General features: G+C 67.1%; 9 protein-coding genes. 1 reads left to right on the forward strand and 8 read right to left on the reverse strand.

Going from position 1 to position 15,099, the window contains the following annotated elements:
- Window positions 1-234 precede the first annotated feature (234 nt).
- The 5 genes from mltB to GEV02_RS07130 all read right to left on the reverse strand — a co-directional run bounded on the left by mltB (window position 235) and on the right by GEV02_RS07130 (window position 7,499).
- Window positions 235-1,365, reverse strand: a complete 1,131-nt coding sequence (mltB, locus tag GEV02_RS07110; RefSeq protein ID WP_152837356.1) for a lytic murein transglycosylase B — start codon at window positions 1,363-1,365, stop codon at window positions 235-237.
- Entirely contained in the window at window positions 1,356-3,452 is a 2,097-nt protein-coding gene (locus GEV02_RS07115) for a transglutaminase TgpA family protein (RefSeq protein ID WP_152837357.1), read from the reverse strand. The genes mltB and GEV02_RS07115 overlap by 10 nt, the downstream gene beginning before the upstream one ends.
- On the reverse strand, window positions 3,449-4,480 hold the full coding sequence (locus GEV02_RS07120) for a DUF58 domain-containing protein (protein WP_152837358.1): 1,032 nt from the start codon (window positions 4,478-4,480) through the stop codon (window positions 3,449-3,451). Before GEV02_RS07120 ends, GEV02_RS07115 begins: the two co-directional genes overlap by 4 nt.
- A 6-nt stretch (window positions 4,481-4,486) precedes the next feature.
- On the reverse strand, window positions 4,487-5,407 hold the full coding sequence (locus GEV02_RS07125) for an AAA family ATPase (RefSeq protein WP_152837359.1): 921 nt from the start codon (window positions 5,405-5,407) through the stop codon (window positions 4,487-4,489).
- Between the two features lie 76 nt (window positions 5,408-5,483).
- On the reverse strand, window positions 5,484-7,499 hold the full coding sequence (locus tag GEV02_RS07130; protein WP_152837360.1) for an alpha/beta hydrolase family protein: 2,016 nt from the start codon (window positions 7,497-7,499) through the stop codon (window positions 5,484-5,486).
- 133 nt (window positions 7,500-7,632) lie between these two features.
- Between GEV02_RS07130 and GEV02_RS07135 the strand changes: the two genes are divergently transcribed.
- A complete protein-coding gene (locus GEV02_RS07135; protein ID WP_152837361.1) occupies window positions 7,633-8,559 on the forward strand; it encodes a histone deacetylase family protein in 927 nt (308 codons plus the stop codon).
- Window positions 8,560-8,862: 303 nt separating this feature from the next.
- Here the strand turns inward: GEV02_RS07135 and GEV02_RS07140 are convergent, their stop codons facing one another.
- From GEV02_RS07140 to GEV02_RS07150, 3 genes are all read right to left on the reverse strand, one after another.
- Complete coding sequence (locus tag GEV02_RS07140) at window positions 8,863-10,914, reverse strand: right-handed parallel beta-helix repeat-containing protein (protein WP_152837362.1); 2,052 nt, start codon at window positions 10,912-10,914, stop codon at window positions 8,863-8,865.
- A gap of 103 nt (window positions 10,915-11,017) precedes the next feature.
- A complete protein-coding gene (locus GEV02_RS07145) occupies window positions 11,018-13,012 on the reverse strand; it encodes an alpha/beta hydrolase family protein (protein WP_152837363.1) in 1,995 nt (664 codons plus the stop codon).
- A gap of 56 nt (window positions 13,013-13,068) precedes the next feature.
- On the reverse strand, window positions 13,069-15,066 hold the full coding sequence (locus GEV02_RS07150) for an OPT family oligopeptide transporter (RefSeq protein WP_152837364.1): 1,998 nt from the start codon (window positions 15,064-15,066) through the stop codon (window positions 13,069-13,071).
- Window positions 15,067-15,099 lie beyond the last annotated feature (33 nt).

Genomic DNA, 15,099 nt, shown 5'->3' on the forward strand with positions numbered 1-15,099 from the left:
GCTCACGGGGTATTGTTGTCCGGTTGCAACATTGTGTGAGAATTATACACCCACTGATATGCTAAGCTGCTTGTGCACACACTTAATGAACACACAAAGTTAATTTTAAGTTAATTTTGTTGTAGAACAGTTTATGTTTGCACCACAGATACCGCAAGTTTGTACAAATACTTGCCAAGTGTCAACTAAACAATACAGTCGGCAAGTCTGTGGAGCAAGGCACTTTACGCTTCCTTACAAACCTCCGCGCGCCAGGCGCACCGCGCGCCCCAACTCCACCACCGACATCGCATAGAAATAGCTGCGGTTGTATTGCGTGATCGCGAAGAAATTATTATTGGCCAGCCAGTACTCGGTGGGCTCGGCGCCGTTCTGCAAATCCACCAGACCGTAGTTCTGCTGTTCCGGCACCGGCACGGTGGTGGTGACGCCGGCCGCCGTCAATTCCGGCGCGCGGTACTTGGCGCTCAGGCCCTGGTTGATCATGGCTTCCCACGCGCGGTTGGGCGAGACGGCGGCCGCGTACACCAGCGGGCCGCCGAGGTCGCGCTGCCAGCCGTGCGCGGCCAGGAAGGCCGCCACGCTGCCGATGGCGTCGCCGCTGGAGTTGAGCAGGTCGATCTTGCCGCTGCCGTCGAAGTCGACCGCGTATTTCATCACGCTGCTGGGCATGAACTGCGGCATGCCGATGGCGCCGGCAAAGGAACCGCGCAGCGACAGCGGATCGATGCCGTTCTGGCGCGCGAACAGCAGCGCCGCCTCCAGCTCGCCGCGGAAGAAGGCCATGCGCTCGGTGCGCTGCGGCGCTTCCGGGTAGGAGAAGGCCAGCGTGGTCAGCGCGTCGATCACGCGGAAGCGGCCGGTGTTGCGGCCGTACACGGTTTCCACGCCGATGATGCCGACCAGGATTTCCGCCGGAATGCCATACAGCGCCTCGGCCCGTTCCAGCGCGTCGCGGTTCTCGTTCCAGAACTTGACGCCGTTGTCGATGCGTACCGGATCGACGATCAGGCGGCTGTAGGCTTGCCAGTTCTTCGGCTTGCCCGGCGGCGCGGGCTTGACCAGTTGCACCGCCGAATCGACGTAGCGCACCTGGTTCATCAGCGTGTTCAGTTCGGCGCGCTCGAAGCCGTCGCGGGTGGCGACTTCGTCGAGGAAGCTGCGCACTTCCTTCCAGTCGCCGAAGTTGACGAACTCGCCGACGTAGTCGACCGGCGGCGGGCCTTTTTTCTTGGCTGCGGTTGCGGCTTTTTTCTTCGGCTGCATGCTGGGCGGCAGCTTGTAGCCGTAGGGGTCGACCGGGGCGGCCTGGCTCAAGGTGGCGGTGCCCAGCAGCAGGGCGGTCATCAAAGTCTTCATCGGCATATGCGTAGCAATGTTTTCAGCGTCGTCAGCGACGCCGAGCGTGGTTCGGAACCGGCGGCGCCGTACTTCAGCGCGCCGTACAGTGTTAAAAATTTCTCCATCGCGGCCAGCTGGTCCGGGCTGGCCTGCACGGTGCGCAGGCGGGCGGCGTAGCTGGACGGGCCTTCGTCCGGGCGGCGCGCGCAACCCCGGCGCGCCTGCTGCCGGCAGAAGGCCTGGTACAGCGCGTCCAGCGGCGCCAATGGCCGCCGCTGCCGCCGCCAGTACAGCAGGTACAGCAGGCCGCACACCAGCGCCGCACCGAGTGCGCTGCGCCAGTTGGCGAAGGCTGAGCTTAGTTCTTCAAGGAAACTCCGCTGCCTCTCTGGATTGTAATCCAGGACCCATTGATTCCAAGCATTATTCAACGCGGCGTAGTTGAATCTGAGCTTGCCCAGCCACGAATTGGGGTCGTTTTGCAGATTCAACAGGGGGCCGAGGCCGAAAGTGCCGGCTTGCGGCAGCGCCTGCGCCAGGCTGTAGGCGATGCGTTCGGGGGCGACGGCGGCGGTCGGGTCGATGCGGCGCCAGCCGACGCCGGGCGCCCAGAATTCGGCCCAGGCGTGGGCGTCGGACTGGCGCACGGTCAGGTAGCCGTCCACCGGGTTCAGTTCGCCGCCCTGGTAGCCGGTGACGACGCGCGCCGGCACGCCCATGGCGCGCATCAGCACGACGAAGGCGCCGGCGTAGTGCTCGCAAAAGCCGGCCTTGCTGCCGAACAGGAAGTCGTCGACGGCGTCGCGGCCCAGCAATGGCGGTTGCAGCGTGTAGGTGTAGCCGTTGTCGTGGAAGCGTTGCAGCAGGCGCAGCGCCAGGCCGGCGGCTTCGCGCGCGTCGGGCGGGGCGAATGCGGCGGGCGAGGCGGCGGGCGCGTGCAGCGCTTTTGCCAGCGCCAGCGTGCGCGGGTTGAAGCCGGCCGGCAGCTCGGTCCAGCGCGCCATGCGTTGCGGCTGTTCGTCGGCTTGCACGCGGAAGTCGGTCCAGGCGCTGGCTTCGTAGCGCACGCGCTGGGTGACGGGATCGCTGGTGAAGAACTCCAGTTCGTCGGAGTCGCGCACGCGGTGGCCGGGCAGGGACAGCGTCGGCCCGCTCAGTTCCAGCGCGGCCAGCCAGAGGCTGTTGGTGGGCTCCATCGTGATCTCGTGGCGCAGCGGCTGGCCGCGCGTGGCGACGCTGATGTCCAGCCGCTGCAGGCCGCGCCGGCGCGGCACGCGGGTCCAGGTGCGGCCGTCGTAGTCGCCCAGCACGATGCTGCGCCAGTACAGCTGGCTCTGGGCCGGCATGGGCCCGAAGAAGCGCACGCGGAAGGCCACGGCGTCGGACTGCGCCAGCGACGACAGGGTGCCGGGCGCCATGCTGTCGGAGATGCCGGTGTGGCCGCTGTGGGCGTCGCCGGGCAGGCCCCACAGCGGGCCCTGGATGCGCGGGAAGCCAACAAACATCAGGATCGCCAGCGGCGCCGCCAGCAGCGCGGTGGTGGCGGCGGTGCGCAGGCGGCGCGCCAGCGGCGGCACGGCGCCGGTGTACTGGAACGATTGCTGGGCCGTCAGCAGCACGATCAGCGTGGCGCCCATCCACAGCGCGGTGGGCATGCTTTGCGAGTAGAAGAAATTCGTCAGCAGCACGAAGAAGCTGAGGAAGATGACGACGAACAGGTCGCGTTTGGCGCGCATCTCCAGCAGCTTGAAGGCCAGCAGCAGCGCCAGCATGGCGACGCCGGCGTCGCGGCCCAGCAGTGTGTGGAAGCTGCGGTAGACGCCGGCCATGGCGGCGACCGAGACCGGCAGCAGCAGCCACAGCGAGGGCATGCGCTTGCCGCGCCAGGTGATGGCGGCGCGCCACAGCAGCGTGCCGCACACCACGGCGCTGATCCACAGCGGCAGGTGCTCGAAGTGCGGCGCCAGCACCATCAGGGCGGCGGCCAGCAGCAGCAGGGTGTCGGACTTGTCGCGCGTCAGGCGCAGCGCCAGGCGCGCGCGCTGGCCGGCGGACGAAGGCGGCGAGGAGAGCTGCGAGGACGGCGGCGGTGGCGGGCGCACGGCGCTCATGCGCTGCCCTCCACGCCGAACAGCGCCAGCGCGCGCAGGCAGGCGGCCTGGTGGGCGTCGCCCAGCGCCGGGCCGTATTCATGCTGCGCCAGACGGAAGGTGTAGGGCAGGGCGCGCTGCTCGGCCTCCAGCACCCAGCGCGTCATGCGCGACAGCTTCAGTTCCAGCTCCAGCTGCACCGGCAGCGCGGCGAAGTCGAGGCACAGCTCGGCCACGGCGCCGCCGTCGAAATGCTTGGTCACCAGCTGCCCGCCCAGCGCCGGATCGTGGCGGGCGATCTGGCGCCAGGCCAGGTGGCGCATCGGGTCGCCCGGATGGTAGCTGCGGATGCCGGCGAAATTGTCCAGCCCCACGGTGCCGTGGCCGTCCTCGCTGGCGGCGCCGCTCGACGGCAGCGGCTGCGCCGGCAGTTCGGGCGCGGGATAGACCAGCACCTTGAGCGCGGGCCGCCAGTAGCTCCACGCGCGGAACAGGCCGAGCGGGAAGCGCGTGACGAGGCGGATGCGCGGCGCGTCCAGCCAGCCGCGCGCGGACGTGGCGGCCGACAGCCGCACCGTGCTGACGCCGCCGGCCGCGACGTCCGTGACCTGGCGCGGCTCGCCGTCGGCCTGGAAGCCCAGCCAGACGGCGTAGCGCGCCAGCTTGCCGCGGTTGTGCAGATGCAGTTCGAACTGCGCCTCTTCGCCTGCGAACACCGGCGCGGCGCGGCCCGGCGTCAATTCAAGGCGGGCCAGGTTGCTGGCGGTCTGGTACATATCGGCCACGGCGCAGGCGCCGGCAAAGAAGGTCAGCGCGAAGCCGAGGCCGAGGTTGTAGTTGAGGGCGCCGATCAGCATCAACAGCAGCAGGCCGGCGAAGGCCAGGCCGGGCCGGGTCGGCACGATGAACACGCGGCGCATGGTCAGCGTGACCACGCCCGCCTCGCTGGGGCCGAGCTGGAACAGCCACTGGTCGCGGGCGCGCCGGTACAGGCCGTGCAGCGGGGATGGCGGAGACTGCGAAGGCTGCGGGGGCGGCGGGCCGGCCATGGCAGCCTAGACGGGCACCGATGTTTGCAGTTGCAGCACCAGGTCGCGGCTGGCCAGCGCGACGCCGTGCGCCGCCTTCAGCGGCCGCAGCCGGTGCGCGCACACCGGCACCAGCACCGCCTGCACGTCTTCCGGCAGCACGTGGTCGCGGCCCTCCAGCGCGGCCCAGGCGCGCGCGGCCTGCAGCAGCGCGATGGCGGCGCGCGGGCTCATGCCCTCGGCGAACAGGCCGTTCTGGCGCGAGGCGGCGGCCAGCGCCTGCACGTAGTCGATCAGCGCCGGCGCGGCGTGGATGCGCTTGAGCGCCTGCTGCGCCTCGGCCAGTTCGGCCGGCACCATGGCCGGCGTCAGCGCCTTGAGCAGCACGCGGCGGTCTTCGCCCATCAGCAGCGCGCGTTCGGCGGCGGCGTCGGGATAGCCCAGCGACAGGCACATCAGGAAGCGGTCCAGCTGCGATTCCGGCAGCGGGAAGGTGCCGATCTGGTGGGTGGGGTTTTGCGTGGCGATGACGAAGAACGGTTCCGGCAGCGGACGCGTGACGCCGTCGGCGCTGACCTGGCGCTCTTCCATCGCTTCGAGCAGGCCGGACTGGGTCTTGGGCGTGGCGCGGTTGATCTCGTCGGCCAGCAGCACTTGCGTGAAGATGGGGCCGGGGTGGAACACGAAGCCGTTCTGTTCGCGCTCGTAGATGGAGATGCCGTTGACGTCGGCCGGCAGCAGGTCGCTGGTGAACTGGATGCGGTTGAAGCGCAGCCCCAGCGAGATCGCCAGCGCATGCGCCAGCGTGGTCTTGCCCACGCCCGGCACGTCCTCGACCAGCAGGTGGCCGCCGGCCAGCAAGCAGGTCAGCGCCTGGCGGATCTGCAGCTCCTTGCCGACGATGATGTCGCCGACCTGCCGGGCCACGGCATGCAATTTTGTGTACATGGTATCGATGGGAGTTGTGCGCTGTACAGATTCTATGCGAGAAACTGCCCAGGCGATACCATGCGGGTGTTGCGGCTTACTGCGCCTGTTTCAGGTTGCGGTCGAGGAAGGTCTCGACCTGGGTCCAGAAGGCGATGCTGTTTTCCGGGTGGCGCCAGCCGTGGCCTTCATTGTCGTAGATGATGGAGGTCACGTTGGGGTTGCCGGCCTTGACGGCGGCGCTGAATTTCTGCGCGTGTTCGATCGGCACGCGGAGGTCCTTCAAGCCATGCGCCATCAGCAGCGGTTGCTTGAGCTCGGCCGCGCGCAGCAGCGGCGAATTGCGGTCCATCATCGCGGCGTCGGCCGGGTTGTCGGGATCGCCGACCAGCAGGCGCAGGCTGTAGCCCAGGGTCTCGCGCGACGCGTCCGACTCGGTGGACGTGAAGCGCAGCTTGATGTCGGTGACGCCGGCCCATTCGACGCCGCAGCGGAACACGGCCGGATCCTTGATCAGGCCCATCAGCGTGGCGTAGCCGCCGTAGCTGGCGCCCATGATGGCGACGCGCTTGGGATCGGCCCAGCCCTGCCTGGCGGCCCAGCGCGCGGCGTCGGCCAGGTCGTCCTGCATGGTGCCGCCCCATTGCTTCCAGCCGGCCTGGAAGTGCTCCGCGCCGAAGCCGGTGCCGCCGCGGAATTCCGGCTGGATCACGACGTAGCCGCGCGTGGCCAGGAAGGCCGCTTCGGCTTCCCATTCCCACGAACTGCCGCGCGCCATCGGGCCGCCGTGCACCAGCACCACGGCCGGTTGCGGGCCGCTCGGCTTACCGGGCGGCAGCGTCACGTAGGCGGGAATCGAACGGCCGTCGCGCGCCGTGTAGCGGTGGAAGCTGCGCGCGCCCATCTGCGCCGGCTGGATGTCGGGGTGCACGCCGCCCAGGCCGGTGATGGCGCCGCTGGCGCGGGTGTACAGCAGGAAGCGCCGCGGCTGGCGGTCGGAGTTCGCGGTGACCAGCAGCACCGGGCTGGCGGCGCAGTCCTGCGCGCAGCGCACGGTGTTGATGGTGTTGGGCAGCGCGGCGTCGATCTTGGCCTGTTCGGCCTTTAGCACCGGGTCCAGCCAGACGGTGGTGCCGGCGTCGGTGTACACATGCAGGCCCAGCAGCTTGCGGCTGACGCGGTCGATCTCGGCGCTGCCGATGAAGTCGTAGCCGGGCGTTTCGACGAAGGGTTCCGCGTCCATCTTCATCGTCTTCAGGTTGTAGCGGAACAGCGCGCCGTTGTCCTTGTAGTGGGCGTAGACGTACAGCGTATCGGTGCCGTCGAAGAACAGCGGGGTGAAGCGCTGGTCCTGGTAGCAGGCGCTGTTGCCGATCTCGCTCCAGCTGGTGTCGTCGGGATAGCGGTGCGAGGTGATGCAGCGGCCCTTGACCTGCGCGGTGACGACGCGCGGCACGTCGTTGCTGTCGGTGAGCCAGGACTTGACCGCTTCCGGCTGGTTGCCGTCGAAGGCGCTGCGCAGCGCCTGGGTGCGGGTGTTCAGGCGCATCAGGCGGGTTTGCTCGGGCGCGCGGTCGATGTTGTTCCAGGTGCTCTTCTCGACCAGGATGTCGTCCGAGCCGTCGTGGGTCACGCCATGAAAGCTGTAGGCGGCGGTCAGCGTGCGGTTGACCATATTGGTGCCGAGCTGCTTTTGCTGGTGCTTCCAGTTGCCGGAGATCAGGTGTACGCGGTTCTCGCCGTTGCGGTCGATGGCGAACTCGTCGAGGTTGCCCTCGAACTCCTTGTCCAGGTTCTTGACCGTGAAGCCGACGCGGTTTTCATTGATCCAGTGGACGCTGGTGATGAGGGCGCGGTCAGCGTCGGAGCGCGCCAGCAGCGTCACCTTGGACAGGTTGGTGCTGTCGCGCACGACCAGCGCCTGTATGCCGTCGGGCAGCATGGTGGTGAGGGCGACATAGCCGCCCTTGGGCGACAGCGTCGCCTGGCTGAGCTGCGGCGCGGCGAAGAAGCTGGCGACCGGCGGTGGCGCGGCGTCGGCGGCATGGGCGCCGTGGCTCAGGAGTGCTGCGCCGGCCAGTGCGAGCGAGCGGAAGAGGGGAGAACCTGCCATGCATGACTTTCATTGTTAAGTAATCAGCAATGATATGCGGCAATTGTTTTTTTGTCTATCCCCGCAGGGGCGGCGAGCCGGCGGCGCCGCTATCTATGGTAGATTAGCGCCTACAGCAGCAGATACCCGTCACATGACTACAGCCATATACAGCCACCCCGATTGCGCCCGCCACGACATGGGCGACTGGCACCCCGAATCCCCCGCGCGCCTGCAAGCGATTGCCGACCAGCTGATCGGATCGCACATCAGCGACCTGCTGGAGCACCGCGAGGCGCCGCTGGTGGCGCTTGCCGATCTCGAACGCAACCACAGCAAGAACGCCATCGCCATCGTGCGCGACAACGTGCCCGAGCCGGGCGAGTGCTATCCGATCGACGGCGACACCTCGCTCAACCACTACAGCTGGCGCGCCGCCCAGCGCGCCGCCGGCGCCGCCGTGGCCGCGACCGACGCCGTCATCGACGGCGAGATCGACAACGCCTTCTGCTCGGTGCGTCCGCCCGGCCACCATGCGCGGCCGATCGAGCCGATGGGCTTCTGCCTGTTCAACAACGTCGCGGTGGCGGCCAAGCACGCGCTCGATGCGCGCGGGCTGGCGCGGGTGGCGGTGGTGGACTTCGATGTCCATCACGGCAACGGCACCGAGGAGGCGCTGCTCAACGAGCCGCGCGCGCTGATGGTCAGCTTCTACCAGCATCCGTTTTATCCGTACACCGAGCCGGAGCCGATCAGCGCCAACATGGTCAACGTGCCGGTGCCGGCCCACACGCGCGGCGACGCGGTGCGCCAGATCGTGCTGGAGCAATGGCTGCCGGCGCTGCACGCCTTCAAGCCGGAGATGATCTTCATCTCGGCCGGCTTCGACGCCCACCGCGAGGACGATGTCGGCGGCATGGGACTAGTCGAGGCGGACTACGCGTGGATGACGCAGCAGGTGATGGAGGTGGCCCGGCTGTACGCCAAGGGCCGCATCGTCAGCTGCCTCGAAGGCGGCTACAACCTGTCGGCGCTGGGCCGCAGCGTAGTGGCGCATGTGAGGGCGCTGGCCGACCTTTAGAACTTGCATGGGGTGCCGGCGACGGTGCCGCAGCAAGTCTTAGATTAGCAAGTATTGCGGCGTGAGCGTACCGGAGTGCGCGGCGGGTGGGCGTGCACCGGGCCTTGCGGCATTTGTACTCGTTTGCCTTGCGCATTCTGTCTCGTTTTGTCTCGTTCTGTCTCATTCGGTTTTGTGCATGGCACAAAGACAAAACGAGTCAAAACGAGACAGAACGAGACATCCAAACGAGCACGAATGCCGCACGGGCCGAATTTCGCACCCGCTGCCTATACTGGCGGCATGAATCGACTGCGGCGGCCTCTACGGTCTTGGGCGGTAAGCGTCGACGCCGAATTCCATCGGCGGCGCGTTGCGCTGGTGTGCGCCGGCGTCGATGCCGGTGTCGGTACGCGTGCCCGCAGCCGGCTCGTTGAAGTTGGGCAGGTAGACGCCGTCGCCATAGCCCAGCGATCCCGCTTGCAGCTGGTAGTTGCCGGCGTTGGCGGGCGCCTGGGTGGTCAGGAAGACCTTGCCCGTCTTGTATTGCGCGGCGGGATAGTCGCCGTATTCGACCAGGGCGATGGTCGGCCAGACCAGGCTGCCGGCGTTGAACACGATGGCTTTGGCGCTGTTGGTCTTGCCGCTGCCGGGCGCCGGATGCGCCTCCGAGGTGGAAGTCGTGCCGTCGAACGAAATGCCGCCGCGATAGGCATCGTAGTCGATGTCGTTCTTGCCGCACACTTCATTCACCCTCACGGCGCTTTGCCAGATTTTGCTGCTCGTCATCAGGTTGTTGCGGCTGACGATGTTGCAGGTGTCGCCGCCGCCCTTGGTGATGAATCCGTTCGAGCCCAGGCCATAGAGCATGCCGGCCAGCGGCGGCGGTTGCAGATTGGTGTTGTGGAAGAAGTAGGCCCGTCCACCGTTGACGATGGGTTCCAGGCTGCCCAGCTTGAAGAATACGCCGTGGCCCTCGTCATCCTGGATGGCGCCGTTGGGATTGGTCATGCCCGCCGTGTCGGCCAGGATATTGCGGAAGGCATACACCGGCCCCTGCGACACCGTGGCCAGCCCGACGCCGCTGACCACGTGGTGCAGGTAGTTGCCCCAGATGCGCACGTTGCGGTTGGCGCCTTCCGATTCGATGGCGTCGTCGTAGACGCCGGAGATGTCGTTGCCGTAGATGTCGGAGTCGGCGTTCGGGAAACCTTCGAACGAGAAGTTGGAGCCGCCGCCGATGCCGTCGCCGAAGTAGTGGCCGGGCGTGGCGGAGACCGTGTTGTAGCGGATCACGTGGTTGCTGCCGCAATGGCTGAACGTGACAGCCTGCGCCGAGTTGGGATGGTCATAGCCCCAGTGGATGGAGCCGTAGCGCGGATCATGTATGCGGTTGCGCTGGATGACGACGCGCTGCACGCGCTTGTCGGGATCGCTCCTCGAATTCTCGCAATAGATGCCCGCCTCCATGTAGTTGCCGGGAACGATCTTGTTGGTCGGCACATTGCCGGCGGTCGCCGGGCTTTCGGTGGTGACCGGCGCCGAGCCGAAACCGCTGATGTCGTTGTCCTCGATGATGACATCGTGCGAGGGGGCCATGATGGCGATGCCCTGGCGCTGGCAGTTCTTCAACTGCAGCTTGCTGACGATGACGTAGGAAGCGTTGATTACGACGCAGCTGTTGCCGGACGTCAGATGCGCGTCCGCCGCGCCCATGTCGATGGTGCTGCGCTGGCTGGGGTCGGCGTCGAACGGCGCCGATACATAGCGCACGTAGGCGTCCGGCGTGCCCGACACGTTGACCTGGTAGGGACGGGAGGTGCTTTCGCCCGGCAGCTTCTGCACGCCCGGCGCCAGCGTGATGGTGCGGCCGACCGGGAACTGTTCGCTCCAGGTGGTCTGGGTGGTGGCGGCGGTCAGGTCAGGCTGGTCGGCCAGCGACAGTTCGATGTCGTAGCTGGTGCCGGCGTCCAGCATCACCAGGCTGCCGCGATACTCCTTGTTGCGCGGATCGAACCACAGCGGCAGGCCGTTCTTCCACAGCGCATCGCCGTGCTTGCGGTATTTGACGCGGGAGCGGCGGTCGACGCCGGCGCCGGGCGGCGCCCAATAAATGCCGATCGACTGGAAGGTCGGCACGGTGGTCAGCTCGGCCTGGTACGACGGCAGGCCCTTGCGGAAGCGCATATTGCTCTCGTCGGAATAGATGTCGGGCGCGCCGGGGTAGCCGTAGGAGGGCGCGGGCGGCCCCAGGGTGCCGGGGTCGGAAGCGTTGGCGTTGTTCGCCGTGAAGTCGGGGATCTGCTGCTGGGCTAGGGCGGGGGACGACCAGGCCAGCGCGGCCAGCACGTGCAACCATAAAACGGATTTTTTCATGGATTTCCTCGGGACGGTGGAAGAAGGCAGTCCCGACATGATATTGAAATTCCAATGTTAAATTATCGCTAATTGTCACAGCGCCCGGCCCCGGGCGCCCGCCTTACTTGGCCTGCCGCAGGTTGCGCTCCAGGAAGGCCTCGGTCTTTTTCCAGAAGTCGATGCGATTGTCCTCGTGGCGCCAGCCGTGGCCTTCGTTGTTGTAGACGATGTAGCTGACGTTGTCGTTGTGCTGCTTGACCGCGCTGCGGAAGCGGTCGGCGTGCTCCAGCGGTACGCGACGGTCTTCCAGGCCGTGCGCCATCAGCAGCGGCTGCTTGAGTTCCGCCGCGCGCAGCAGCGGCGAGTTGGTGCGGAACAGCGCCGCATCCTGCTGCGGGTCGCCGACCAGCGTGCGCATGCTGTAGTTCAGGCTTTCCTCCGACACGTCCGATTGCGACGAGGTGAACATCAGATTGATGTCGGTCACGCCGGCCCATTCGACGCCGCAGCGGTAGATTTCGGGATGCTTGATCAGCCCCATCAGCGTGGCGTAGCCGCCGTAGCTGGCGCCCATGATGGCGATGCGCTTGGGATCGGCCCAGCCCTGTTTGGTCGCCCACAAGGCCGCGTCGGCCAGGTCGTCCTGCATGCTGGCGCCCCATTGCTTCCAGCCGGCCTTGAAGTGGTCGTAGCCGTAGCCGGTGCTGCCGCGATAGTCGGGCTGGATCACCACGTAGCCGCGCGAGGCCAGGAATTGCGCCTCGGCGTCCCAGTCCCAGTAGCCGCCCCGCACATAGGGGCCGCCGTGCGTCAGCACGATGGCCGGCCGCGGGCCGTCGGCCTTGCCGGGCGGCAGGGTGACGTAGGCGGGGATCTCGCGGCCGTCGCGCGCCTTGTAGCGGTGCAGGTCGCGCATGCCCATCTGCTGCGGATCGATGTCGGGATGCTGGCTGCCCAGCCCCGCCAGCTTGCCGCTGGCGCGGGTGTACAGGATGTACTGGTCCGGCTGGCGGTCCGACGACGAGACCACCAGCAGCACCGGCGAGCTCAGGCAGCTTTGCGGGCAGTGGATGGTGTTGGTGGTGGCCGGCAAGGCGGCGTCGATCCTGGCCTGGTCGGCCTTGAGCACGGGATCGAGCCAGTAGGTGGTGCCGGCGTCGGTCTGCATGTGGATGCCCAGCAGCTTGCCGCTCGGCCCGTCGATCTCCGGCGAGCCGGAGAAATCAAAGCCCGGCACCGCGATGAAGGGCTGGCTGGCCAGCTTCATTTTTCTCAGGTCGTAGCGGAACAGCGCGCCGTAGCCCTTGTGGCTGGCCTGCACGTACAGGGTTTCGTCGCCATCGAGGAACAGCGGCGCGAAGCGTTCGTCCTGCAGGCAGTTGTTGTTGGACAGCTCGGCCCAGCTGGTGTCGCTGTCCTTGCGGTAGGAGATGATGCAGCGCCCCTGCCGCACCGAAGTCGCCACGCGCGGCACGTCGCGGGCGTCGGTCAGCCAGCCGCGCACCGCATCCGGCTGCTTGCCTTCGAAGGTGCTGCTCAGCTGATAGTTGCGGGTATTGAGCCGCTGCAGCCGCGAGTGGTCGGGCGTCTTGTCGACGCCGTTCCAGACGTAGTGCTCGACCAGGATATCGTCCGAGCCGTCGTGGGTGGCGCCGTAGTAGGCGTAGTCCGCCGACAGCCTGCGGCTTTTGATGAAGCTGCCGGTCACTTCCTGATGGTGCTGCCAGCTGCCGGAGATCAGGTGGATCAGGTTGCTGCCGTCGCGATCCGCGGCCATCTCGTCCAGGTTGCCCTCGAATTCCTTGCGCAGGTTCTTGACGGTGAAGCCGATGCGCTGCTCGTTGACCCAGTGGACGGAGGTGATGTTTTCGTTGACCGAGGTCTTGATGACGATGCTGAACTTGCTGGGGTCGGCGGTCTCGTAGACCACCAGGCCGGCAGTGCCGCCGGGCAGCGCCGTGAGCACGGCGACGTAGCCGCCCTTGGGCGACAGTTCGACATGGTCTATGTGGGGCGTCTGGAAGAAAGCCGCCGCATCGGGGACGGCGGTGGCGGTGCAGGGCAGCAGGGCGGCCAGCAGCAATGGAAGGAAACGGGACAGCGGGGAAGGGGGCATATGGGCCTCTATGGTTGCATTTTTCGCATCATAGAGGCCTATTGCGTTTTTGTCTATCAGGCGGCGACGCTGCGGCCGCTCTTGGCCGACCAGCGGTACAAGCCCCACACCATGGCGATGCCGAAGATCAGCGCCACCACCATGGTCTGCGCCTCGCTCAGCGAGTTGGCGATGGCCAGCGGCTCGCCCTTGCCGGAGACGACGATCAGGCCGGCCAGCGCGACGTTGAACAAGCTCTCGCCGACGATGAAGCCCGACATCACCAGCACGCCCAGGCGCTTGGCGGTGTCGCCGCCGACCTTGTGCTCCATGGCGCGGTCGAACAGGTAGCCGGCCACGGCGCCGATGCACACCGGCGTGATCACCGCGCTCGGCAGGTAGATCGCCAGGCCCACGCCCAGCGGCGGCAGGCTGTACTTATTGTTGCTGGACTTCTTCAGCGCGAAGTTGATCAGCACCAGCACCAGGCCGACGATCGCGCCGTAGCCCAGCAGATCCCAGCGCAGCTGGCCGCCGATGACGCCCTTGGCCAGGGTCGAGATCAGCAGCGCCTGCGGCGCGGCCAGCGGCTGGTCCGAGATCGAGTTGAGGTTGGGCGCGCCGACGAAGCCGTTGGCGTGATTGAGCAGCTCCAGCACCGGCGGCACCACGCAGGAACCGGCGACCACGCCGATCAGCAGGCCGACCTGCTGTTTCCACGGCGTTGCGTCGACCAGCTGGCCGGTTTTCAAGTCTTGCAGATTGTCGTTGCCGATCACGGCCACGGCCAGCACCACGGTGGTGACGAACAGCGCATAGGCGATCAGCGCCTGCGCCACTTCCGGGCCCATGATGCTGCGGCCGACCATGCCCACGCTCAGAGCGGCGCCGAGAATGGTCAGGATGGCGATGCCGGACACCGGCGAATTCGACGAGCCGATCAGGCCGGCCATGTAGCCGCAGACGGCGGCGGCGAAGATGCCGGCCACCAGGATGTAGCCGATGCCGACCACCACCAGCGGGACGGCCAGCGAGCCCAGCGGGCCGCCTTGCAGGAAGCTCGACAGCAGCCAGCCGGCCGGCACCATCGACAGCAGCGTGACCAGGCCGACCACGAAGATCGGCAAATCCTGCTCGGTGCGGTCCAGCACGCCGCCATTGAGTTTGGCCTTGCGGGCCGATTCCATCGCCGACTTCAGGCCGCCGAAGATAGGCTTGGCCAGGCCGGCCAGCGTGATGATCGCGGCCATGCCGATCACGCCGGCGCCCATCATGCGCACTTCCTTGGACCAGATGCCCAGCGCGTGGGCGGAGGCGTCGACGCCGGCGGCGGCCGGGCTCAGCGACGTCATCAGCGGCACCATGATGCCCCAGGCGATGACCAGGCCGGCCAGCATGGCGATGCCGACCGTGATGCCCATCAGGTGGCCGGCGCCGATCAGGGCCAGCGAGCTGGAGGCGCCGATGCCGGTCGCGCCGGCGCTGGGACCAAACCCTGTGCGGAAGTAGATCGCCACTTCGCCGGCCATCAGCTTGACGGCGGCGCCTGCGGCGAACACGGCCGAAGCCACGCTGCCCCAGATCACGGCCCACAGGCCGGCCTTGCCTTCGGCGGCGCCGGCGCGCGAGGCCATGCCGACCTTGAGCACTTCAGCGGCGGCCACGCCTTCCGGGTAGGGCAGGTCGGACTGCGACACCAGCGCGCGGCGCAGCGGCATCGTGTACATCACACCCAGCACGCCGCCGATGGCGCAGGCGCCGAAGGTCGGCCAGAACGGCACCTTGGCCCACCAGCCTATCATCAGCAGGCCGGGCAGCACGAAGATCACCGACGCCAGCGTGCCGGCGGCCGAGGCGATGGTCTGGACGATGTTGTTTTCCTGGATGGTGGCATCCTTGAAGGCGCTGAGCAGCGCCATCGAGATCACCGCGGCCGGGATCGAGGTGGCGAACGTCAGGCCGACTTTCAGCCCCAGGTAGACCTGAGCCGCCGTGAAGACCAGCGTGATCAGTATGCCCAGGATAATGCCGCGAACGGTGATTTCCTTGGGGTTGGACGGTGCAGCTATGCTCATCTTCAGCACTCCGGTGGAGAAATAATATTGTTT

It is taken from the genome of Rugamonas aquatica, assembly GCF_009380215.1.
Classification (GTDB): Bacteria; Pseudomonadota; Gammaproteobacteria; order Burkholderiales; family Burkholderiaceae_D; genus Rugamonas; species Rugamonas aquatica_B.

Coding starts and splice junctions, on each gene's coding strand:
- GEV02_RS07140 (WP_152837362.1), bottom strand. CDS start 10,914: ATGAAAAAATCCGTTTTATGGTTGCACGTGCTGGCCGCGCTGGCCTGG.
- GEV02_RS07130 (WP_152837360.1), bottom strand. CDS start 7,499: ATGGCAGGTTCTCCCCTCTTCCGCTCGCTCGCACTGGCCGGCGCAGCA.
- GEV02_RS07135 (WP_152837361.1), top strand. CDS start 7,633: ATGACTACAGCCATATACAGCCACCCCGATTGCGCCCGCCACGACATG.
- GEV02_RS07145 (WP_152837363.1), bottom strand. CDS start 13,012: ATGCCCCCTTCCCCGCTGTCCCGTTTCCTTCCATTGCTGCTGGCCGCC.
- GEV02_RS07150 (WP_152837364.1), bottom strand. CDS start 15,066: ATGAGCATAGCTGCACCGTCCAACCCCAAGGAAATCACCGTTCGCGGC.
- GEV02_RS07115 (WP_152837357.1), bottom strand. CDS start 3,452: ATGAGCGCCGTGCGCCCGCCACCGCCGCCGTCCTCGCAGCTCTCCTCG.
- GEV02_RS07120 (WP_152837358.1), bottom strand. CDS start 4,480: ATGGCCGGCCCGCCGCCCCCGCAGCCTTCGCAGTCTCCGCCATCCCCG.
- GEV02_RS07125 (WP_152837359.1), bottom strand. CDS start 5,407: ATGTACACAAAATTGCATGCCGTGGCCCGGCAGGTCGGCGACATCATC.
- mltB (WP_152837356.1), bottom strand. CDS start 1,365: ATGCCGATGAAGACTTTGATGACCGCCCTGCTGCTGGGCACCGCCACC.